The organism is Micromonospora sp. NPDC047762 (assembly GCF_043204655.1).
In the GTDB taxonomy this organism is placed as follows: domain Bacteria; phylum Actinomycetota; class Actinomycetes; order Mycobacteriales; family Micromonosporaceae; genus Micromonospora.
This window is the reverse complement of the sequence record NZ_JBIDCQ010000005.1, coordinates 149,623-171,283: the sequence shown is the minus strand read 5'-3', so window position 1 is coordinate 171,283 and position 21,661 is coordinate 149,623. Positions and strand designations below refer to the sequence as shown.

Here is a 21,661-nt window from a genome sequence, read left to right as displayed (position 1 = left end):
TCTGTCCGGATCGCGCCTGGAGCGTCTCATGACCACGACACTGCCCGCGTACGACGAGGTCGTTGCGCGCTTCGAACCGGTGATCGGCCTGGAGACCCACGTCGAGCTGGGCACGAACACCAAGATGTGGTGCGGTTGCCCGACCGACTTCGGCGGCGAGCCGAACACCCGGGTCTGCCCGGTGTGCCTGGGCCTGCCCGGGTCGCTGCCGGTGGCCAACAAGGCGGCCATCGAGGCGATCATCCGGATCGGCCTGGCGTTGAACTGCTCGATCGCCGAGTGGTGCCGGTTCGCCCGGAAGAACTACTTCTACCCGGACATGCCGAAGAACTTCCAGATCAGCCAGTACGACGAGCCGATCTGCGTCGACGGTTACCTGGACGTCGAGGTGGGCGGCGAGACGGTGCGGATCGAGATCGAGCGGGTGCACCTCGAGGAGGACACCGGCAAGACGCTGCACGTCGGCGGCGCCACCGGCCGCATTCACGGGGCGACGGAGTCGCTCGTCGACTACAACCGGGCCGGCATTCCGCTGGTCGAGATCGTCACCAAGCCGATCACGGGCACCGGTGCGCTCGCCCCCGAGGTGGCCAAGGCGTACGTCGCCGAGTTGCGGGACGTGATCCGCACCCTGGGCGTCTCCGACGTGCGGATGGAGGAGGGTTCGCTGCGGTGCGACGTGAACACCTCGCTCAACCTGCCGGGCGCGGAGTGGGGCACCCGCACCGAGACGAAGAACGTCAACTCGCTGCGGTCGGTGGAGCGGGCGGTCCGTTCGGAGATGCTGCGGCAGGCGTCGGTGCTGGACGCGGGCGGCCGGATCACCCAGGAGACGCGTCACTTCCACGAGGACACCGGTGACACCACCCCGGGTCGCTCGAAGGAGACGGCCACCGACTACCGGTACTTCCCCGAGCCGGATCTGGTGCCGATCGCCCCGGACCCGGCCTGGGTCGCCGAGCTGAAGGCCGCTCTGCCGGAGCTGCCCCGGGTGCACCGGCGTCGCCTCCAGGAGCAGTGGGGCCTTTCGGACCTGGACATGCAGTCGGTGTTGAACGCTGGCGCGGTCGAGCTGATCGAGGCCACCGTTGCTGCCGGCACCACCCCGGCGGCGGCCCGCAAGTGGTGGCTGGGTGAGCTGTCCCGCCGGGCCAACGAGAGCGGTGTGGAGCTGGGCGAGATCGGTGCCACCCCCGCGCAGGTCGCCGAGCTTCAGGGTCTGGTCGACGCCGGCAAGCTGAACGACAAGATGGCCCGCACGGTGTTGGAGGGCGTGGTCGACGGTGAGGGTTCGCCCACCGAGATCATGACCAGCCGGGGCCTGGAGGTCGTGTCGGACACGGGCGCGCTCACCGCCGCCGTTGACGAGGCGATCGCCGCGAACCCCGGCATCGCCGACAAGATCCGCAGCGGCAAGGTCGCGGCGGTCGGCGCGCTGGTCGGCGCGGTCATGAAGACCACCCGTGGTCAGGCCGACGCGAAGACGCTGCGTGAGCTGATCCTGGAGCGCCTCGGCGTCCAGGGCTGAGAGACCCGCCCGGAGGAGGCCGCCGCCGTGACCCGGCGGCGGCCTTCCGCCACCCCCTGCCGACTGAGCGGCCACCCCGCACCCCTCGCGAGGGCGTCAACGGCGACGCCTGGATGGAGCCACAGTGACCCAGCATGACCTCGATGTCCTCGACGAGATCCAGCGGCGGGTGCTCTGGCTCGCCACCCGGATCGTGGACGCCGCCAATCATGACCGGGCCACCGGCGACGGTGTGAAGGTCGGCGGCCATCAGGCGTCCAGCGCCTCGCTGGTCACGGCGATGACAGCGCTCTGGTTCGCGCACCTGGACGCCGAGGACCGGGTCGCCGTGAAGCCGCACGCGTCTCCGGTGTTCCACGCCATCCAGTACCTGCTCGGCAACCTGGACCGCTCCTACCTGCCCCGGCTGCGGGCCCGCGGCGGCCTCCAGTCCTACCCGTCGCGCACCAAGGACCCGGACGCTGTGGACTTCTCCACCGGGTCGGTCGGCCTGGGCGCTGCCGCGCCGCTCTTCGCCGCCGCCACCCGGCGGTACGTCGACGCGCACTTCGGGGCCCGCCCGCACTCCCGGTTCGTGGCGCTGATCGGCGACGCCGAGCTGGACGAGGGAAACATCTGGGAGGCGGTGGCCGACCCGGCGACCACCGGGCTGGGCAACGTCATGTGGCTCGTCGACTTCAACCGCCAGTCGCTGGACCGGGTGGTCCCCGGCATCCGGATCAACCAGTGGCGGGGCCAGTTCGAGGCGGCCGGCTGGCACGTTGTGGAGGTCAAGTACGGCCGTAAGCTCGCCGAGGCGTACGCCCGGCCGGGCGGTGAGGCGCTGCGCGACTGGATCGACGCGATGCCGAACGAGCAGTACCAGTCGCTGTTCGGGCTGGCCGGTCCGGCGTTGCGCAAGCAGTTCCTGGACGGCGCGCCGACCGGGATCGCCGAGCTGATCGCCGGCATCGACGACGAGGACCTCGGCCCGCTCGTCACCGACCTGGGCGGGCACGACCTTCAGGCGATGCTCGACGCGTACGCCCAGTGCGACGCGGTCACCGACCGGCCCAGCGTCGTCTTCGCGTACACGGTGAAGGGTTGGGGGTTGCCCATCGCCGGCAACCCGCGCAACCATTCCGCGTTGCTCAGCTCGGAGCAGGTCGACACGCTGCGCGCAGCGCAGGGGTTGACCGCCGAGACCGAGTGGGACCGCCTCGACCCGGCGTCACCCGCCGGGATCCAGGCCGGCGCCCGCCGGGAGGCGCTGTCCCGTGCGCCGCGCGAGCGTGCGCTGGGGGTCACCGTCCCGGAAAGCACAGGAGTACGCGCAACCAAGCCGATCTCCACCCAGGAGGTTTTCGGTCGGGTGCTGGTGGACCTGGCGCGCGACCGGGAGGTGGGCCGCTACCTGGTCACCACAGCCCCGGACGTGGCAACCTCCACCAACCTCGCCGGGTTCATCAACAAGACCGGGGTGTTCGCCCCCACCGAGCAGCGTTCCTGGACCGAGGACCGGATGCTGCGCTGGACCGAGAGCCCCGCTGGGCAGCACATCGAGCTGGGCATCTCGGAGATGAACCTGTTCCTGCTGCTCGGTCAGCTCGGGCTGTCCTGGGACCTGTCCGGGCAGCCGCTGCTACCGGTGGGCACCGTCTACGACCCGTTCGTGCTGCGCGGCCTGGACGCGTTCCTGTACGGCACGTACTCCGGCTCGCGGTTCGTGGTGGCCGGCACGCCGTCCGGCATCACCCTCGCCCCGGAGGGCGGCGCCCACCAGTCCACGATCACCGCGTCGGTCGGCCTGGAGCTGCCCGGGGTGACCTTCATCGAGCCGGCGTACGCGGCCACCCTCGACTGGCTGCTCTGCGACGCGCTCGGTCAGATCGCCGGTGGGTCGGCGCCGGCCGCCACCGCCGCACCTGCCGAGGACGGCGCGTACTACTTCCGGTTGAGCACCCGACCACTGGACCAGACGCCGTTCGAGGCGGCCCGGGCGCGGCTCGGCGACGCGGTGCTGCGCCGGCAGGTCGTCGCCGGGGCGTACCGGCTGGTCGACGCGCACCAGGCGTACCCGCACCTGGTCGACGCCCCGGTGGTGCAGCTGGCCGCCTCCGGCGCGGTGCTGCCCGAGGTGCTGGCCGCCGCTGCGGAGCTGGCCGACGAGGGCGTCGCCGCGCACGTGGTGGACGTGACCTCGCTGGACCGGCTCTACCGGGCCTGGCAGCGCACCCTTCGCCAGGGCGTGCGGACGGCCACGGTGCCCAGCGTGCCGGGCGCGTTGCGGTCCGCGTTCGCCGATCGGGTGCCGGTGGTGTCGGTGCACGACGCCGCGTCGCACGCGATGGCCTGGCTCGGTTCGGCGGTCGGCGCACCGGCGGTGCCACTCGGTGTGGACGAGTTCGGCCAGTCCGGCAGCGTCGCCGAGCTGTACGAACTGCACGACCTGCTGCCCGGCAGCATCGTCAACGCCGCCCTGGCCGCCATCGCCCTGCGCTGACCGGCCGGCCCGCTGGCGGGCGTCGGCGTCGGCTCAGCCGGTCGGGGTGGGCGTGGGTGTGGCGGGGACGCCGCCGCTCAGCGTCGGTGTGGGCGTGGGTGTGGCGGGGACGCCGGCGGTCGGGTTCTCCACCAGGCGTCGTTCCAGGTTGACCTGGGCCTGCCCGGTGCCGCCGACGGTGATGGTGTCGTACGCCTGGAGCAGCTTCTGCTGGTCGAAGTAGAGCACGCTCATCGACAGCGGGGTGGGCTTCTCGCCCTCCAGGCCACGCAGCCCGGCGCCGCCGGTGGAGCCCTCCACCATCAGCGTGGTGGGCTGCTGCCCGGGCGCCTGCGGCAGCTCGGAGACCTGCCGGGAGTGGGTGTGCCCGGCCAGCACCAACGGGCACGTGCCGGCGAGCGGCCCGGCCGACGCGGGGTCGTGCACCAGCGCGATGTTGACCGGTCGCGGTGAGCTGCGGACCGTCGCGGCGAGCTGGTTGCCCGCTCCGATCACCTGGTCGGCCACCTGCTGGGTCAACCCGCTGCCGGCCGGGGAGGTGTTCTTGTCCGGGGTGAAGCGCGGGTCGCCGATGCCGGCGATGGTCAGCCCGGCGACGGTCGTCGTCGTGTTGTTCAGCACGATCGCGTTCGGCTGACGGGCCACCGCGGCGGCGGTCTTGCCGGAGTCGTGGTTGCCCCGGATGAAGACGTACGGCTTCTTCAGCAGGCCGATCGAGGCCACGAAGGAGGCTTCCGGTTCGCTGCCCCAGTCGGTGATGTCCCCGGTGTCGATCACCACGTCGATGCCGAACTGCTCCACGACCGTCCGGATCAGCTGCCAGCCGGTCGGGTTGAGGTGCATGTCGGAGACGTGCAGCACCCGGGTGGTGCCCGGGGTCGGCTCCAACAGCGGAAGCGCCGACACAGTGGTGTAGAGCTGGCTGACGTTGCCGACCAGGCGCTGCAACTGCTCCGCGTACTTGGTGTAGTCGTTGGCGATCCGGCGGGCGTCACCGACGATGGCCGGCGCGTTGACCAGCAGCCCCTCGTAGCGCGGTTCCTCGATGGCCTGCGGGCGAAGGGTGGCCGCCGCCGTGCCGAGGCTGCTGGCGGTGACCAGCAGCGCCAACCCTCCCGCCCAGGCGGTCCGCCGGACGTCGCGGAAGATCAGCCCGGCCAGGATCAACGTGACGAGCACCGACGCGCCGAGGGTACGCAGACCGAGGCGCATCACCCCGGAGCGGACGTCCTCCACCGCGCTCTGGCTGGCCCGGCTGATGCTGGCGGGATCGTCGATCAGCGCCTCGGTGCGCCCCTGGTCGAGGGCGCCCAGCCGGACGGTGAGATGGGTCGGCCCGTCGTGGCTGTCGAGCAGCAGCGCGCCGAGCGGCGGGATGTCGACGGTGGTGCCGCCGTCCCGGGCGGGGGAGATGCTGAGATTGGCCCGGAACGGGCCGATGTCGGTGCTCACCTGGCCACCGGCGAGCACCCCGAGCACCGCCCCGGCCAGCGCCACGGCGAGGACGGCGACGATCAGCCCGAGGCGGCGCAGCGGGCCGACCGCGCCGACCCACCAACCGGTAGGGCGCGGCCGATCGTCGCCGGTCACCGGGTCGTCCCGGTCATCGGCGTCGTCGTGCCGCTCGTCGCGTTGCCCGTCCATGCTGAGAGTCTGACCTGCCCGTCGGAAGATCTTGGCAAACCTGAACGGATGGTGACGCAATCAGCTGCGTCCGCCGTCACCACCCGCGAAGACCACCCGCAGGAGCCGGTCGTCGTCGCCCGCCGGGTCGCCCCGGCCGTCGTGGTTGGAGGTGCTCACCCAGAGCGACCCGTCCGGTGCCGCGGCCACCGCACGCAGCCGACCGTAGCGGTTGGTGAGCAGCTCACTGGGCTTTCCGAGCAGGGTGCCGGTGTCGGTCAGCTCCATCACCCAGAGGCGCTTGCCGCGCAGACAGCCGGTGACCAGCAGTCGGTCCGTGGCGGCCAGACCGGAGCAGGACGCGTCCGACGTCGCCCACTGCACGATCGGGTCGGTGAACCGCTTGTCGCCGGCCTGGCCCTCGACCTCCGGCCAGCCGTAGTTGCCGCCCTTGTTGATCTGGTTGATCTCGTCCCAGGTGTTCTGGCCGAACTCGACGGCGTACATCCGCTTCGCGGCGTCCCAGGCGAAACCCTGGACGTTGCGGTGCCCCAGGGACCAGACCGGGGAGTTGGGGTACGGGTTGCCGGCGGCGGGCTTCCCGTCCGGGGTGATTCGCAGGATCTTGCCGCCGAGGCTCTTCACGTCCTGCGAGAGGGGGCGCTGGCCGGCGTCACCGGTGCTGACGTAGAGCTGCTTGTCCGGGCCGAAGCCGAGCCCTCCGCCGTTGTGCACATTGGCTTTGGGGATGCCGGTGAGGATCGGGGTGGGCTGCCCGCCGAGTTGCAGTCGGGCGACCCGGTTGTCCCGTTCGGCGGTGTAGTAGACGAACACCGTCCGGTCCCGGGCGTAGTCGGGGGAGACGGCGATGCCGAGCAGGCCACCCTCGCCCGCCGCGGCCACGTCGGGGATCGTCTGCACCGGGCGGACCCGCAGCCCGTCCGGCCCGGACTCGGGCCCGACCTGGAGGATCCGGCCGTTGTCCCGTTCGGTGACCAGCGCGCCGCCGTCCGGGAGGAAGGCGATCGCCCACGGCACCCGCAGCCCCTTGGCGAGCACCGTCGCCACCGCCTGCTGGCCGGCGCCACCGGGGCCCGCCGAGGCGGACGGGGTGGGCAGGTTGGGCGGTTCGCCGGCCGGGTCGGGCTCCGGCTCACCGAAACTACAACCGGCGGTGAACAGCAGCGTCGCGCAGGACGCCGCGAGGGCCACCCGGAGGCGGCGGATGCGAGGGTACGGGGGACGGGCGCTCACCCGGCCCAGCGTAGCCCGCCGCACGACCCGGCCGGGCCCGTCGAGATGCAACGGATGCCGATGGACCCGCCCGATGAGCCCCGGTGGGCCACTCACCGAGCCCGCAGGGCCAGCAGCGCGGTGTCGTCCTCACGGTGCTGGATCGAGGCGAGCAGCAGGTCGCACAGGTCGTCGAGGGGCAGCTTGTCGGTGTCGGACAGCCGGCCCGCCAACTCGGCCAACCCCTCGTCGATCGAGCGGTCCCGCCGTTCGATCAGCCCGTCGGTGTAGAGCAGCAGGGTGTCGCCGGTGGCCAGGCTGGTGCTGTGGCTGCTCCGCGGCGACGGACGGGCCAGGCCGAGCAGCGGCTCCGGTGTGCCCTGGAGGACCTCGACCGCCCCGCCGAAGCGGACCACCAGGGCCGGCGGGTGCCCAGCGTTGGACCAGGTCATCTCGTGCACACCGGCACGCTGCGGACAGATCCGCACCAGAGTCGCGGTGGCGGCGATCGGCAGCCGCAGGCCACGGATGGCGCTGTCCAGGTTGCTCATCAGTGCCCCGACCGCGTCCGGCCGGCCGAAGGCGTCGCCCCGCACCAGGTTGCGCAGCTGGCCCATTGTCGCTGCGGCCTCGATGTCGTGCCCGGCCACGTCCCCGATCGCCGCGATCACGTCGCCGTCGGGCTGCACGAAGGCGTCGTACCAGTCACCGCCCACCTCCACCCGGTCGGCCGCCGGCTGGTAGCGGGCCGCCAGCTCCAGCTCCGCCACCACCGGCAGCCGGGGCAGCATGCTGTGTTGCAGCACCTCGGCGACGTGCCGCTGCTCGCCGTACATCGAGCTGTTGCCGACGGCCTGGCCGGCCCGGCGGCCGATGTCGACTGCGGTGAGCAGGTCGCGGTCGTCGAACGGCTGACGCTTGCCGCCGTTGACGAGCGTGATCGCCCCCAGCACCGTGCCGCTGGCGGCCCGCACCGGCACGCTCAGGTAGGAGGCGATGCCCAGGCGCTGTGCGATCAGTGTCATCTCCGGGTTGGTGGTGCCCCTCGTGACGTCGGCCAGGGACGCCACGCTGCCGAGCCGGGGCTGGCCGGTCCGGAGCACCGCCCGGATGACCGACTCGGGGCTCAACCCGCCGCGCAGCAGCTCGCCGAACCGGTCGACGTCCGCGGTGCGGGCCGGGTCCCGGTGCACCGAGACCACCTCGCGGGGCAGGCCGGTCGGCCCGATCAGGGTGAGCAGGCACCAGTCGGCGAGCAGCGGCACCATGGTGGCGGCGAGCCGGCGCAGCGCGATGCCCACGTCCAGGGTGCCGGCCAACGTCTCGCTCACCCCGGCCAGCAGCTCCAGCCGCTCGTGTGCCTGCACGGCCCGCCGCTGCGCCTCCTGTGCGCCGTCGAGCGCGATCCGCAGCCGCAGCTCCGACGAGCAGGCTGCGGCAAGGTCGGCCAGGGTCCGCAGCTGCGCTGCCGTCCAGGCGCGGGGCTTGCTGTCGATGGCACAGAGCGAGCCGAGCACCCGGCCGGACAGGTCGGTCAGCGGCATTCCCGCGTACGCGACCACGCCGAGGTCGTCGATGGCCAGGTTGTCCCGGACACGGGGGTAGAGCCGGGCGTCCGGCAGCACCATCGGCGCCTCGATGTCGACCACGTGCTGGCAGAACGAGTGGCTCAACGGAGTCTGCCGCCGCTGCGACCAGGGCTCGGGCAACCCGACAGCGCCCGGAAAGAACTGCCGGTCGGCGGAGACCAGGGAGACCAACGCGACAGGCACGTCCAGCAGGTCGCTGACCAGCCGGGCGAACCTGTCGAACGCCACGTCCGGGGTGGCGTCCAGCCCGGTGTCGGCGAGCGCGCGCAACCGTTCCGGATCGCCGAGCGCCTCGGGTGGGGCGATCGAACGCCGGTTGGTGGCGGGGGAGCCGTCGGTCATCGTGCACCTGTCTGCCGGGCGGAGGCGGACCGGCCCTCCGACCCTCTCTTATACCTCGCACGGGCTCGTGCCGAACATCGGTGTGCTGAGTCTCGCCCGTCCCGGCCTCGTCCGCCACAGTCCGGGACACCCGTTCGCCGCCGTGCCCGCACCGGTCGCCGCGTCGGGGACTATCGTCGGCGGACGTGAAGGTATGGATTCCGCACCAGGCCGGCCTGAACCTCCTGGGCGAGCTGCCCGCGGACGTGACGGTGGAGGTCTTCGAGCACACCGACCGGATGCCGTCCGATCCGGCCGACGTCCGCTTCTGGGTGCCGCCGTTCCTGGGTGGCTCGGACGGGACGGCGGTGCTGCGGGAGCTGCCCGACCTGGCGGTGGTGCAGTTGCTCTCCGCCGGGGCGGACGCCTGGGCCGGCCGGACACCGCCGGCGGTGACGCTCTGCGATGCTCGGGGTGTGCACGACCCGTCCACCGCCGAGTGGGTCGTCACCGCGATCCTCACCCAGCTGCGGGCGTTCCCGGCGTTCGTTCGGGCGCAGGCCGAGCGGCGCTGGACGTTCGCGGAGAACACCCCGACCGACGAGCTGACCGGCAAGCGTGTGCTCATCGTCGGGGCCGGCTCGATCGGCTCGGCCGTGCGCGACCGGCTCGCCCCGTTCGACGTGAGCTTCACCCTTGTCGCCAGGTCGGCCCGCCCGGAGCAGGGGGTGCACGCCGTCGAGGAGCTGCCCCGGCTGCTGCCCGACGCGGACGTGGTGGTGGTGATCGTGCCGCTCACCGACCAGACCCGTGGCCTGATCGACGAGAAGTTCCTGGCCGCGATGCCCGATGGGGCGCTGCTGGTCAACGCTGCCCGGGGCCCGGTGGCGCACACCGAGGCGCTCGTCGCCGAGCTGGGGACCGGTCGGATCTCGGCGGCGTTGGACGTCACCGACCCGGAGCCGCTGCCCGCCGACTCGCCGCTCTGGGTCATGCCGAACGTGCTTCTCACCCCGCACGTCGGCGGATCGGTGCGCGGGTTGTTGCCACGGGCCTACCGACTGGTGGGCGATCAGGTCCGCCGGTTCGCCGCCGGGCAACCGCTGATCAACACGGTGGTCGACGGCTACTGACCGGGGGTTTCCGCCGCAGCGTCCGGCAGCGTTTGGCCGGTCGCCGCGACCAGTCGGGGCAGATCCGCTCCTCGGACGGCCGGCAGGGTGACCTGGTGGCCGTCGTCGAGCCGGGCCACCGCGCGCCCGCGCTGGTCGGTGGTCAGCTCGAGGACCTGGTTCCAGTCGATCCGACGCTGCCCGACCAGCGCCCGGATGCGCAGCTCCCGCGCGTCGGCGTCGGTGCCGGCCCGCCAGGCCCACACCGCGACGGCGAGCGGGACGAGCAGCACCGGCAGCAGGTAGTCCCGGGCGTTGGCCAGCGGCAGGGCGCCGACGAAGGCGATGATCGCGGCCACCAGGATGGCTTGGTTGTACCGGAAGCGGACCGTGTCGGGCTTACTCACCCTCCGATGATCCCACTCCGGGTTGTTTCGGCTCGCGGCGGGCGGTGCCGGCAGCGTGCGGTACGCCGTACAGTGACACAGGTCGTTGTCTCCCCTGAGTGACCGGCAAGTAACCAATTCGGCCGTCCATCGTTGCCAATCGTGGGTAGCGGACTCGCAACGTCCGATGTCCCGCACCGCCGCACCGCCCCCGTGCCCCCTCACGAAGGCGACCGCCGTGCTCCTCGCGTACCCGTTCCGCGTTATCGTCCCCCGCCGTGCGGCACCGGAGGCCGCCACGTCCGTGGCGGTGGCGCTGCTCCTTCTCGCCGGTTCCGTCGACCTGGTCCCGCCCTCGGTGGTGATCGCGTTGGCCGCCGGTGCCGGCGCCACGCTCGCGGGCCTTCGACTGTCCCGGCTGGCCGCCCGGCGCGGCACCGATCCGACACCGCGTGCGGCGGGGGTGCTGCTCGACGCGGCGGTGGTGGCGGCGGGCCTCACCGCCGTCGTGTTGCCGCTGGCCGGCATCGGGCACGCCGTCGCCGTGCTGATCGGGTCGCTGGTCGTGGCGGCCCTCTCGGCGGCCGGTCTGCACCGGCTCCCCGGCCGATCCCGTGAGGCGGCCCCGGTCCGGTTGCGGTGGCTGGTCGAGTCGACCGGCCCGGCCGTCGGTCTGGCTCTGGCCGGCTGGTTGCTGCTGCCCCCCGACGGCACACCGGCCCCGGTCCGGCTGGTCGCCGCGTTGACGCTCGGCGGGTTGGGCATGGCCGCGTTGAACGCGTTCGCGGGGCCACGACGGCGCTCGGGTGCCGCGGTCTGCCGGGGCGGCGTGCTGCTAACCCTGGGCGGGCTGGTGCTGCTGGCCACGTTGCCGGCCGCGCCGGGCGGTCGGGTGGCGCTGCTGGCCGTACCCCCGTTGGTGTTCGGGATGTTGCTCGTCGCCGTTGGCGCGGCGGATGCGGCTGACGACACGGAGCCGGCGGATCCGGTCGCCGCGGCCTGGCCCCGGTCGGTGCTCCCCGCGGCGGTGCTGCTGCTGGCATCGGGTCTGCACCTGAGCGCCGGCCGCGCACCGGACCAGACGAGCGTGCTGTTGGCCCTGGCGGCGGTGCCGCCCCTGGTGCTGCGCGAGCTGCTGCGCGCCGGTGACGCGTCCAGGTCCGCCCGGCGGGCCGCTCATCGGCGACCTGCCGGCCGTTCGCTGCGGCACCGCCGTCCGGTGCCGGCACGCTGGCCGGGCACGCCGGAGCCGCCGCCCGAGCAGGCCCTCGGCGTCCCGGAGGGCGCGGCCACCGCCACGGGCGTCGGCTCCACCTGGTCGCCTGACCACAGTTCCGCGTGGTCGGGGCTCAACCGGCCAGCCGCTTCGGCGGGCGGCACCCCCGGCGACCGGGTCGCCCTGCTGGACGCCCTGGCCGCGATCGGCGACGTTCCGGCGCCGGCCGGTGCGCTGCTGCTCGTGGACCTGCACGGCACCGAGGGGTTCGGCCCGACGGCCCGGGAGGACGTGCTGGCCGAGGCGGTGCACCGGGCCCGCGCGGTCATCGCCCCCGACGATCTGGTCACCGGCTGCACGGCAACCGGCTTCGCGGTGGTCACGGCCGCCGGCCCGGTGCTGGCGTACGCGCTGGGCACCCGACTGTTGAGCGCGCTCGACCCGCCCTACCGGCTGGCCGGCGCGATGCTGCGCGTGCAGACGAGCATCGGGTTGGCCGAGGTGAGCGGCGCCGGGCCGGCGGACGTGCTCCGGCAGGCCGAGCTGGCCCGGCGACGGGCCGTGCAACTGGGCCGGGGCCGGGTGGAGTGGTACGACGCGTTCCTGGAGGAACAGCTGGTGCGTCGGCTCGACCTGGAACGCGAGCTGCCCGGTGCGGTGGCGCGCGGGGAGCTGGACCTCGTCTACCAGCCGGTGGTCGACCTGGCCGACGGGCAGCCGGTGGGCGCGGAGGCGCTGCTGCGGTGGCGCAGCCCGGTGCTCGGCACTGTGCTCCCGGCCGAGTTGCTGCCGGTCGCCGAGGACCTGGACCTGGTCGGCGAGTTGGAGTGGTGGGTGCTGGACCGGGCCTGCCGGCAGTTGTCCAACTGGTCGGTGGGCGTCCGGGAGCTGTGGATGGCCGTCAACGTCACCACCCGGGAGCTGACCACTCCCGACTTCGTCCAGCGGCTCGCGGCCGTGCTGGCCGCGTACGGGGTGCCGCCGGAGCGACTGGTGGTGGAGGTGAGCGAGCCGAGGGTCGCCGGTGACCTGTCGACGGTGGTGGCTCGGCTGGCCGGGCTGCGGTCGCTGGGCGTGCGCACCGCGTTGGACGACTTCCGGGCCGAGCACGCCTCGCTGGCCCAGCTTCGCCGCCTGCCGATCGACCTGCTCAAGGTGGGCCCGGAGTTGGTGGGCGCACGGCCGGACGGGCAACCGCCGCTGATCGACGTGGTGGTCAACGTGGGCGAACGGTTGGGCGTCGAGATCGTCGCCGAGGAGTTGGAGTCGTCGACGGAGGTCGAGGGCGCGCGCCGGGGCGGTTGCCGGTACGGGCAGGGGTTCGCGCTGTCCCGGCCGGCGACTGCCGAGCGGGTCGAGGCGTACTTCGAGGAATTTCCCTCAGCGTCCCGCTGAACCGGTTCATCTCCCTCGCGGCGGTGCGGTGCTGCCACGCGGCGTGAGGTGGGGTGTCTCGTCCTGCACCCGCCCGGCCGGTTGCCCGGCGACGACGGCGAGCAGTTGCCGGGCGGCGTGCGCGCCGTACGCCGGGATGTCCCGGCCCAGCGCGGTCAGCGGCGGGTGCACCAGCCGACACAGCGGCGAGTCGTCCCAGGCCACGATGGACAGGTCGCCGGGCACGGTGAGGCCCATCTCCTGAGCGACGGAGAGCCCGGCGATGGCCATCACGTCGTTGTCGTAGACGACAGCTGTGGGCCGGCCGGCCGAACTCAGCAACCGGCGGGTGGCCCGGCCGCCCTCCTCGCCGGTGTAGTCGGACCAGACGGTGACCGCGTCGACCAGGCCGAGCCGCTGGCAGACCGCCGCGAAGGCGTCGGTGCGGATCTCGGTGTGCCGCAGCTCGGGCAGACCGGCGACCCGGGCGATCCGGCGATGCCCGAGCGCGACCAGGTACTCCACCGTCTCGGTCAGCGCGGCGGCGTCGTCGGACCAGAGACTCGCCAGCTCACCGGTGCCGCCGGGACCGCCGATCACCACCGCCGGCAGTTGCAGCTGTTCGAGTGCGGGGATGCGACGGTCGTCGGTGCGCAGGTCGCAGACGAGCACCCCGTCCACCCGTCGTTCGCCCCACCAACGCCGGTAGACCGCGATCTCGGCGTCCGGGTCGGCCACCACCTGGAGGGTCAGCGCGTACGAGCGGGCGGAGAGTTCGGCCTCGACGCCACTGATCAGCGCCATGAAGAACGGCTCGACGCCGAGGGTCCGCGCCGGGCGGCACAGGGCCAGGCCGACAGCCCCGGCGGTGGCGGCCGAGAGGGCGCGGGCGGCGCTGCTGCGGCTGAAGCCGATCTCCGTGGCGATGGCGAGGATTCGCTGCCGGGTGGCCTCGGAGACGCCGGGCTGCCCGTTGAGCGCGTACGACACGGCACCCTTGGACACCCCGGCGCGTTGGGCGACGTCGGCGATGGTCGGCCGCTTCACCGGCGTGCTCCTTCGCTCTCTGGCCGTTGACAGCCCCGATTCCGGACCGTAGCGTGGCTCAGCTTATCCGGTTCAGTTGGCATCTTTCGATGCGGGAAGGTGCGGTGACATCGTGAGTCGACAGGCACTCTACGACGGTTGGACAGTGCGGGCGGCCCCCGGAGCGCAGGTGCCCGAGGAGGTCGCCGGCCGGTCGGTGCCGGCGACAGTGCCGGGCTGCGTGCACACCGATCTGCTCGACGCCGGGCTGATCCCCGACCCGTACCTCGACGACAACGAGTTGGCGCTGGCCTGGATCGGGCGCACCGACTGGGTCTACCAGACCACATTCGTCCACCGGGCGGGCGACGAGGAGCGCGTCGACCTGGTCTGCGCCGGCCTGGACACCGTCGCCACTCTCACCCTCAACGGCGTCGAGGTCGGCCGGACCGCGAACATGCACCGCGGCTACCGGTTCGACGTGCGACCGCTGCTGCGTGACGGAAACAACGACCTGGTCGTCACGTTCGACTCGGCGTACCGCTACGCCGAGGCACAGCAGGAACGGCTCGGCGACCGACCGAACGCCTACCCGGAGCCGTTTCACTTCATCCGCAAGATGGCCTGCAACTTCGGCTGGGACTGGGGGCCGACACTGGTCACCGCCGGCATCTGGCAGGAGATCAGCCTGCACGCCTGGTCGACCGCTCAACTGGCCACCGTCCGTCCGCTGGTCACCATGGACGGTCGCGACGGCCGGGTCGAGGTGCACGTCGAGGTCGAGCGTGTCGCGGACGTCCCGCTGACCGTCCGCGCCGCCGTGGCCGGCGTCCGCGCCGAGGTGGTCGTCCCGGCCGGGCAGCGCACGGCCGTGCTCACCCTCACCGTCCGCGATCCCGCGCTGTGGTGGCCCCGGGGGTACGGCGAGCAGGCCCGCCACCCGATCGCTGTGACACTGCACGCACCGGACGGCGACACAGTGGACAGCTGGTCGCACCGGATCGGCTTCCGCTCGGTACGGCTGGACACCACCCCCGACGCGCACGGCACCCCGTTCGCGTTGTCGGTCAACGACGTCCCGGTCTTCGTACGCGGGGTCAACTGGATCCCGGACGACGCTTTCCCCACCCGGATCACCCGGGCCCGGTTGGCCGAGCGCTTCGACCAGGCGGTCGCGGCCAACGTCAACCTGTTGCGGGTCTGGGGCGGCGGCCGGTACGAGTCGGCGGACTTCTACGACCTCGCCGACGAGCGCGGCCTGCTCGTCCAGCAGGACTTCCTCTTCGCCTGCGCCGCGTACCCGGAGGAGGAGCCGTTCGGCACCGAGGTCGCCGCCGAGGCCGCCGAGCAGGTGACCCGGCTCGCGCCGTACCCGTCGCTGGTGCTCTGGACCGGCAACAACGAGAACATCTGGGGCTGGCACGACTGGGACTGGCAGCAGGCCCTCGCCGGGCGCACCTGGGGGCGCGGCTACTACCTCGACGTGCTGCCCCGGATCGTCGGCGAGCTGGACCCGACCCGCCCGTACTGGCCGGGCAGCCCCTGGTCGGGCAGCGAGGCGCTCCACCCCAACGACCCGGCGCACGGCACCACCCACATCTGGGACGTGTGGAACACCGACGACTACACCAGATACCGGGAGTACGTCCCGCGCTTCGTCGCCGAATTCGGCTACCAGGCCCCACCGGCGTACGCGACGCTCCGCCGCGCGTTGAGCGACGAACCCCTGGCCCACGACTCACCGGGCATGGCGCACCACCAGAAGGCGGCCGGCGGAGACGCCAAGCTCCAGCGCGGCCTCGACGCGCACCTGCCCACCCCGGCCGACTTCGACGACTGGCACTACCTGACACAGCTCAACCAGGCCCGCGCGATCCAGCTCGGGGTGGAGCACTTCCGCTCCCACCGGGACGTCTGCGCCGGCACCATCGTCTGGCAGCTCAACGACTGCTGGCCGGTGACCTCCTGGTCGGCCGTCGACGGCGACGGCCGCCGCAAACCCCTGTGGTACGCGCTGCGCCACGCGTACGCCGACCGGCTGCTCACCGTGCAGCCCCGCGACGGCGGCCTGGCCCTGGTAGCGGTCAACGAGACCGCCGAGGCGTGGGCCGTACCGGCCGCGGTCACCCGGTTCACGCTCACCGGGGAGCCGAGGGCGAAGACCTCGGTCGACCTCGACGTCCCGGCGTACTCCTCGGTGGTGCTGCCGCTGCCCGCGGACCTGGCGCGGCCGGAGGATGCCCGGCGCGAGTTGCTGGTCGCGGAGTCCGGTGGCACCGCGGAGCGCGCCCTGTGGTTCTTCGCCGAGGACCGGGAGGTGGACTGGCCAACGGCGGCCTGGGACGCGACGGTCGAGCCGGTCGACAGTGGGCAGCGGGTCCGGGTCACGGCCCGCACCGTGCTACGCGACCTGACGCTGTTCGCGGACCGCCTCGACGGCGCCGCCACGGTGGACACGGCCCTGGTCACGCTGCTGCCCGGCGAGTCGACGACGTTCACCGTGCACGTGGATCGGTCGCTGGACCCCGCCGCACTGACCGCACGCCCGGTGCTGCGCTGCGTCAACGACATCGCGTCGAGTCAGCTCACGGTCCCATGATCATGCTCAATCGATGAAGTAGTGGGCTCGCACGGCTGCGGAGGCCGCTGCTTCCCGGTGTCGGGTTGCGTGGCCGCTGGGTGTCACTGGTGCCGGGTGCCTGAGGTGGCCGGGAGGTAAGGGCTCGTCGATTGTCCTTTGCTCTGCACCCGCGGACGCGACGGTCACGGTCTGCGACTGGTGCTTATCGGGGTGCAGAGCAAAGGGGGCGGGGGTAGCCTGTGCCCCCTCACCAAGCCCAGGCAGTAATCGGGGAGCCAATGATCACCGACCATGTCCGGGACGCGGCGGCGACGGCGTTCGTCTTCGGCTTCTTCGCCATCAGTTGGTTCGGTTGGGCGCAGGAGGCGCCGCCCAAGCGGTGGCGGCCAGTGCTCATCGCCGGGTCGGTTCTTTCCCTGCTCACGGCAGTCGCCGGGGCCCTGCTCGCCTGGCGTCACTGGTCGGACGGTACGGCCTTCGACGCCGACACCAGCCCTACCTTCGGCATCGTCGTCGGCATCGAGTTCGGCGTCGCCGCGGTCGGTGCGGGACTGCTCGCAATGCTGCGGCGCAATGAGCTGGCCGCCCCCTGGATCGCCCTCGTCGTGGGCGTGCACCTTTTCCCGGTTGCGGCGCTGATCGACTATCCGTTGATTCATCTGGTTGCCGTGCTCGTCACCGTGGTGGCCCTCGCGGCGGTGCCGGTGGCCCGGGCCCGCGTCGTGGCGGTGAGCGCGGTGGTCGGGCTCGGCACCGGCGGAGTGCTCCTGGTCGCCGCGGTGTCCTCGCTGCTCATCGCTGTGTTGGGCTACTGAGCGGTCGCCGGCGAACCGGGGTGACATCGCGGCGCTTGCCCCTCGGCTGACACCCGCGAGCGGTGGGCCTGAAGGTGACTCCTCCAGGTCCGCCGCTCGTCGGAACGCGCTGTGGGTCAGGGGCGGGCGGCGGCGAGCACCTGGCCGACCAGGGTGCCCGAGGTGCCCGAACGCTCGTACTCGGGCCGGTTCAGGCTGCCACCCATCAGGGGCGCCGGGTTGCGGTGCACGGCCGGGCTGTCCGAGCTGACCAGGGCCGCGAAGTGGTACTCGTCGGCGCCGGTCGCCTCGACGATCCGGGCGATGTTGCGCGGGGTGATGCCACCGCCCGGCATGACGACGATCCGGCCGGCGGCCCGGCGTACCAGGTCGGCGATGAGCGGAGCACCCTCCAGCACGCTGACCTCCTGACCCGAGGTGAGCACCCGGTGCACGCCCAGCTCGATCAGCTGCTCCAGCGCCGCGTGCGGGTCACGGGTCATGTCGAACGCCCGGTGGAAGGTGATGCTGGCGTCGCCCGCGGCGGCGATCAGCCGGCGGGTGGTCGGCACGTCGATGTCACCCTCGGCGGTCAACGCGCCGATCACGATGCCGTGCGCGCCGGCCGCCACGGCGGCCCGGACGTCCCGCTCCATGGCCTCGATCTCGAACGGCGAGTAGATGAAGTCGCCGGCCCGGGGACGGACGATCACGTGTACCCGGATCCGGCTGACCGCGCGCATTGTCGTCTCGATGGTGCCCAGGCTGGGGGTCAGCCCGCCGTCAAAGAGCGCGGAGCACAACTCCACCCGGTCGGCGCCGGCCTCCTCGGCGGCGACCGCTCCCTCGACGCTGTCGATGCAGATCTCGAATGTGTTCATGATTCTTCCTTTTCCGTGCGAGGCGATGCCGCTTCGGTCCGAGACGATGCTGTGGCCCAGTCGATGACGGCCGTGACGGCACCGACGGGTACGCCGCCGCCGAGCACCGGCACCTGGCGCAGCGCGTCGGCTCCACCCACCGGTACGCCCACGGCGTCGAGGGCGGCGAGGGCGATTGCGGTGGTGGCTCGGGGCGAACCGTCGATCGCCTTCACCGCCACCGCGTGACCATCCGGTGCGGCCACCGCGAGCACGCCTTCGGCCCCACCCTTGGCGAGGACGCCGGGCAGCGCCCGCATCAGGTCGGTGTTCGGGTGCCCGTTCCAGCCGCCGACGTACTCCGGGTGTTGGCGCATGGCCTGCGCGACCAGCGCCTCGTCGCTGCCGGCGGGCGCGGTGACCAACGCCTGGAAGGTGCGGGCCAGGCCGGTCAGCGACAGGCCGAACAGCGGTGCACCGCAGCCGTCGACCGCGTGGTGCGCGACCGGCGCGGCAGCCAGCCGGGCGACGGCGGCGGCGGTTTCCCGCTGGAGCGGGTGGTCGGGGTCGAGATAGTCGTGGGTGCTCCAGGACCTGGCGACGCAGGCGACGAGCATCGCGGCGTGCTTGCCGGAGCAGTTCATCCGGATCCGGTCGCGCTGTCCGCCGGCGCGGATCAGCCGGTCCCGGGTCGGTTCGTCCTCCGGCCAGTCCTCCGGGCAGCCGAGCGCGTCCTCGGTCAGGCCGGCCCCGGCCAGCATCGCCCGAACCACCTCGACGTGCCGGTCGTCGCCGGTGTGACTGCCGGCGGCGACGGCCAGCGCCGGGCCGGTCAGCTCGTCGCCAGCAGCGATCCGGCAGGCCAGTGCCTGCACCGGCTTGAGGGTGGAGCGGGGCAGCACCGGCTCGTCGGGTACGCCGGCGGCGAGCGCGACAGCCCCGTCCGGGGCGAGCACCACGACGCTGCCGTAGTGCCGGCTCTCGACGAAGCCGTTACGCACGACCCGGGCCAGTTCGGCGTAGCGGAAGATGGTCACCGGGGGGTGTTCCCTTCGAGGAGTGGCGGGGGCAACTCGGCCGTCCGCCGGCCGCGCCGTCCGCCGAAGCGGCCGTTACGGGCCTGGAGTACGCGGGCGAACTTCGACAGCGAGGCGTTGACCACCAGGTAGATCAGCGCCACCACCAGGAACGTCTGGATCAGCAGGTGGGTGTACGAGGAGAGCACCTGCCCGCTGTAGAGCAGCTCGGTGTAGCTGACCACGAAGCCGAGCGAGGTGTCCTTGAGCAGCCCGACCAGCTGGCTGACCAGGGACGGGGCGAGTTGGAGCAGCGCCTGCGGCAGGACCACCAGGGCCATCACCTGGCCGCGGCGCAGCCCGACCGCGAGGCCGGCCTCGGTCTGCCCTCGGTCCAGCGCCAGGATGCCGGACCGGAAGATCTCCGCGAACGCCGCCGAGTTGGAGACCACCAGCGGCACCACGAGCTTCCAGAACAGCGGGAAGTTCAGCCCGTACTGCGGCAGCGCGAACAGCGTCACGTAGATCAGCAGCAGGGTGGGGACGGTCCGGAAGATCTCCACGTACGCGCCGGCCAGCCAGCGCAGCGGTCGATGCGTCGACAGCCGGCCGAGCGCCAGCAACAGCCCGAGCGCGGCGCTCAGCACGGCGGTCGCGGCGGCGGCGCGCAGCGTGGCCCACAGGCCGTTGAGCAGGTACCGCCAGATGGGCCAGGTGGTGAACGGCTCCCACCGGGCGGCGGCCAACTCGCCGTGGCTGGCGAACTGGTAGACCGCCGCGACCAGGGCGCCGGCCAGGACGACGGCGCCGAGCACTGTGGCGATCCGGATCCGCCGTTGGGCGCGCGGGCCGGGTTCGTCGAAGAGGATCTGTTGCGTCTTGTTCATCGGACGATCGCCAGCCTTCGTTCGAGCAGGCCGGTGACCTGACCGATGATCAGCGCCAGCAGCATGTAGGCGAGACCCGCGCCGGTGAAGACGGCGATCGGTTGAGCCTCGACCAGGTTCACGGTGTTGGCCGCCTGGGTCAGCTCGACCACGCCGACGGCGGCGGCCAGCGAGGTGTTCATCAGCAGCGCGATGCAGATGTTGCCGATCGGCTGGATCACCGCCCGCAGTCCCTGCGGCAGGATCACGTGCCGCAGGGACTGGCCGAAGGTGAGCCCGATGGCTCGGGCCGCCTCAGCCTGGCCCACACCAACCGTGTTGATCCCAGCTCGGATCGCCTCGGCCAGATACGCCCCCTCGTACACCGCGATGACGATCGCGGCGGAGGTGAACAGCGGGAACGTGATGCCGATCGTCGGCAACGCGAACACGAAGAGCACCAGTAGCGCCAGCAGCGGCAGGTTCTGGAACACCTCCACGTACGCGGTGCCGATGGCGCGCAGCAGCGGGACGGGGGCGATCCGCAGAGTGGCCACGACGATGCCCAGCAGCATCGCGCCGACGGTGGTCACGACGGTCAGTTCGACCGTCGTGACCAGGCCGTGGCCAAGCTCGCTCAGGTGGGCGGTGAGGGCTTCCATCGGTACGAGAGGCTGCTCAGGAGCCGTCGGCGGAACCGAGGGCGGGCGGGGTGGGCGCCCCACCCTCCACCACCGAGCCGAGGGTGCCTTCCCAGACCTTCGCCCACGTGCCGTCGGCCTGGATCTTCTTCAGCCAGTTGTTGACGAACTCCTTGAACTGCGCGTCCTCCTTGTTGAGGCCGATGCCGTAGGCCTCGGTGGTGAACGGCTCGCCCACCACCTTCATCCCCGGGTTCGCCTTGGCGCCCGAGGCGAGCAGCGTGAAGTCCTGCACGTACGCGTCGCCGCGCTTCTGCAGCAGTGCCTGCAACGCCTGCGGGTCGGTGCCGAAGGCGATCTGCTTCGAGCCGGGCGCGGCGGTGGGCAGCGCGGTGACGGCGGGGGTGTTCGCCCCGACGATCACGGTCTTGCCGGCGAGGTCCTTGACGCTCTTGATCGAGGTGTCGTCCTTGCGGACCCCGACCGCGAGGCCGGAGGTGAGGTACGGCCCGGCGAAGGCGACCTGGGTGGCCCGCTGCGGGGTGATCGTGTACGTCTGGAAGACCGCGTCCACCGACTTGGCCTGGAGCATGGCCTCCCGGGTCTGGGTGCCGATGGTCGTCGTCTTCACCTCGGGCTTGCCGATGATGTACTTCGCCAGCAACTTCGCCATGTCGGCGTCGAAGCCCTCGATGGTGCCGCTGACCGGGTTCTGCTGGGCGAGCAGCGGCGCGTCCAGGGATCCGCCGATGTTCAGGTAGCCGCGCTTGCGGATCGCCTCCATCGTCGAACCGGCCGGGATGTCCGCGTCGGTGGCGACCGGAGCCGCGTCGTACACCGACTGAGCGACCACGCCGTCGCCGCCCAGACCGGGGTTGCCGGGCAGCGTCGGAGCGCTGCCGCCACTGTCGCCGCCGCAGCCGGCGGCGGCGAGGGCCACCGCCACCGCGGTGGCGGTGAGGGCGAGCGACCGCCGCCCGGTGAAGCTCATCTTGAGGATTGACATGACACCC

The 21,661-nt window shown here is 72.4% G+C and carries 16 protein-coding genes; 6 read left to right on the top strand and 10 right to left on the bottom strand.

Going from position 1 to position 21,661, the window contains the following annotated elements; genetic code table 11:
* Positions 1-28: 28 nt before the first annotated feature.
* Positions 29-1,528 carry an Asp-tRNA(Asn)/Glu-tRNA(Gln) amidotransferase subunit GatB gene (gene gatB / locus ACGF3C_RS17825; protein WP_357221565.1) on the top strand — a complete coding sequence of 500 codons (1,500 nt, stop codon included), beginning with the start codon at positions 29-31 and terminating at the stop codon, positions 1,526-1,528.
* Positions 1,529-1,652: 124 nt separating this feature from the next.
* On the top strand, positions 1,653-4,010 hold the full coding sequence (locus ACGF3C_RS17820; RefSeq protein WP_357221568.1) for a pyruvate dehydrogenase: 2,358 nt from the start codon (positions 1,653-1,655) through the stop codon (positions 4,008-4,010).
* A 33-nt stretch (positions 4,011-4,043) separates the two neighbouring features.
* Here ACGF3C_RS17820 and ACGF3C_RS17815 read toward each other — a convergent pair whose 3' ends face one another.
* From ACGF3C_RS17815 to ACGF3C_RS17805, 3 genes are all read right to left on the bottom strand, one after another.
* Positions 4,044-5,654 carry a metallophosphoesterase gene (locus ACGF3C_RS17815; protein ID WP_393223112.1) on the bottom strand — a complete coding sequence of 537 codons (1,611 nt, stop codon included), beginning with the start codon at positions 5,652-5,654 and terminating at the stop codon, positions 4,044-4,046.
* Between the two features lie 60 nt (positions 5,655-5,714).
* The gene (locus tag ACGF3C_RS17810) at positions 5,715-6,887 is read right to left on the bottom strand and encodes a PQQ-dependent sugar dehydrogenase (RefSeq protein WP_393223109.1); all 1,173 of its coding nucleotides are present in this window, start codon (positions 6,885-6,887) and stop codon (positions 5,715-5,717) included.
* 92 nt (positions 6,888-6,979) lie between these two features.
* Positions 6,980-8,797 carry a SpoIIE family protein phosphatase gene (locus ACGF3C_RS17805; RefSeq protein ID WP_393223106.1) on the bottom strand — a complete coding sequence of 606 codons (1,818 nt, stop codon included), beginning with the start codon at positions 8,795-8,797 and terminating at the stop codon, positions 6,980-6,982.
* 185 nt (positions 8,798-8,982) lie between these two features.
* Here ACGF3C_RS17805 and ACGF3C_RS17800 point away from each other — a divergent pair, with 185 nt between their 5' ends.
* Positions 8,983-9,909 carry a 2-hydroxyacid dehydrogenase gene (locus tag ACGF3C_RS17800; RefSeq protein WP_393223103.1) on the top strand — a complete coding sequence of 309 codons (927 nt, stop codon included), beginning with the start codon at positions 8,983-8,985 and terminating at the stop codon, positions 9,907-9,909.
* Here the strand turns inward: ACGF3C_RS17800 and ACGF3C_RS17795 are convergent.
* Positions 9,903-10,295, bottom strand: coding sequence for a PH domain-containing protein (locus tag ACGF3C_RS17795; protein WP_357199590.1), 393 nt, complete (start codon positions 10,293-10,295; stop codon positions 9,903-9,905). The genes ACGF3C_RS17800 and ACGF3C_RS17795 overlap by 7 nt on opposite strands.
* Positions 10,296-10,512: 217 nt before the next feature.
* On the opposite strand from ACGF3C_RS17795, the gene ACGF3C_RS17790 reads away from it, so the two are divergent.
* Positions 10,513-12,885: an EAL domain-containing protein gene (locus tag ACGF3C_RS17790; RefSeq protein WP_393223101.1), complete on the top strand. Its 2,373-nt coding sequence runs from the start codon at positions 10,513-10,515 to the stop codon at positions 12,883-12,885.
* Between the two features lie 6 nt (positions 12,886-12,891).
* Here ACGF3C_RS17790 and ACGF3C_RS17785 read toward each other — a convergent pair whose 3' ends face one another.
* Positions 12,892-13,911 (bottom strand): LacI family DNA-binding transcriptional regulator, encoded by a 1,020-nt coding sequence (locus ACGF3C_RS17785; protein ID WP_387354159.1) that lies wholly within the window; start codon positions 13,909-13,911, stop codon positions 12,892-12,894.
* A gap of 112 nt (positions 13,912-14,023) precedes the next feature.
* Here ACGF3C_RS17785 and ACGF3C_RS17780 point away from each other — a divergent pair, with 112 nt between their 5' ends.
* Together ACGF3C_RS17780 and ACGF3C_RS17775 are read left to right on the top strand one after the other, a co-directional pair.
* A complete protein-coding gene (locus ACGF3C_RS17780; protein WP_393223098.1) occupies positions 14,024-16,489 on the top strand; it encodes a glycoside hydrolase family 2 protein in 2,466 nt (821 codons plus the stop codon).
* Between the two features lie 260 nt (positions 16,490-16,749).
* Positions 16,750-17,286, top strand: coding sequence for a hypothetical protein (locus tag ACGF3C_RS17775; RefSeq protein ID WP_393223096.1), 537 nt, complete (start codon positions 16,750-16,752; stop codon positions 17,284-17,286).
* A gap of 116 nt (positions 17,287-17,402) precedes the next feature.
* On the opposite strand, the gene ACGF3C_RS17770 is transcribed toward ACGF3C_RS17775, so the two are convergent.
* The 5 genes from ACGF3C_RS17770 to ACGF3C_RS17750 are packed head-to-tail and all read right to left on the bottom strand — an operon-like array spanning position 17,403 to position 21,654.
* Complete coding sequence (locus ACGF3C_RS17770) at positions 17,403-18,146, bottom strand: copper homeostasis protein CutC (protein ID WP_393223093.1); 744 nt, start codon at positions 18,144-18,146, stop codon at positions 17,403-17,405.
* Complete coding sequence (locus ACGF3C_RS17765) at positions 18,143-19,162, bottom strand: asparaginase (RefSeq protein WP_393223090.1); 1,020 nt, start codon at positions 19,160-19,162, stop codon at positions 18,143-18,145. Before ACGF3C_RS17765 ends, ACGF3C_RS17770 begins: the two co-directional genes overlap by 4 nt.
* Entirely contained in the window at positions 19,159-20,028 is an 870-nt protein-coding gene (locus tag ACGF3C_RS17760; RefSeq protein WP_124859725.1) for an amino acid ABC transporter permease, read from the bottom strand. Before ACGF3C_RS17760 ends, ACGF3C_RS17765 begins: the two co-directional genes overlap by 4 nt.
* Entirely contained in the window at positions 20,025-20,669 is a 645-nt protein-coding gene (locus ACGF3C_RS17755; RefSeq protein WP_112582064.1) for an amino acid ABC transporter permease, read from the bottom strand. The genes ACGF3C_RS17760 and ACGF3C_RS17755 overlap by 4 nt, the downstream gene beginning before the upstream one ends.
* 16 nt (positions 20,670-20,685) lie before the next feature.
* A complete protein-coding gene (locus ACGF3C_RS17750; protein ID WP_357203148.1) occupies positions 20,686-21,654 on the bottom strand; it encodes a glutamate ABC transporter substrate-binding protein in 969 nt (322 codons plus the stop codon).
* Positions 21,655-21,661 lie beyond the last annotated feature (7 nt).

What these genes read in the sequence shown, in the direction of transcription:
- gatB (WP_357221565.1), top strand. Translation starts at nt 29, where the DNA reads ATGACCACGACACTGCCCGCGTACGACGAGGTCGTTGCGCGCTTCGAA.
- ACGF3C_RS17815 (WP_393223112.1), bottom strand. Translation starts at nt 5,654, where the DNA reads ATGGACGGGCAACGCGACGAGCGGCACGACGACGCCGATGACCGGGAC.
- ACGF3C_RS17805 (WP_393223106.1), bottom strand. Translation starts at nt 8,797, where the DNA reads ATGACCGACGGCTCCCCCGCCACCAACCGGCGTTCGATCGCCCCACCC.
- ACGF3C_RS17775 (WP_393223096.1), top strand. Translation starts at nt 16,750, where the DNA reads ATGATCACCGACCATGTCCGGGACGCGGCGGCGACGGCGTTCGTCTTC.
- ACGF3C_RS17770 (WP_393223093.1), bottom strand. Translation starts at nt 18,146, where the DNA reads ATGAACACATTCGAGATCTGCATCGACAGCGTCGAGGGAGCGGTCGCC.
- ACGF3C_RS17760 (WP_124859725.1), bottom strand. Translation starts at nt 20,028, where the DNA reads ATGAACAAGACGCAACAGATCCTCTTCGACGAACCCGGCCCGCGCGCC.
- ACGF3C_RS17755 (WP_112582064.1), bottom strand. Translation starts at nt 20,669, where the DNA reads ATGGAAGCCCTCACCGCCCACCTGAGCGAGCTTGGCCACGGCCTGGTC.
- ACGF3C_RS17750 (WP_357203148.1), bottom strand. Translation starts at nt 21,654, where the DNA reads ATGTCAATCCTCAAGATGAGCTTCACCGGGCGGCGGTCGCTCGCCCTC.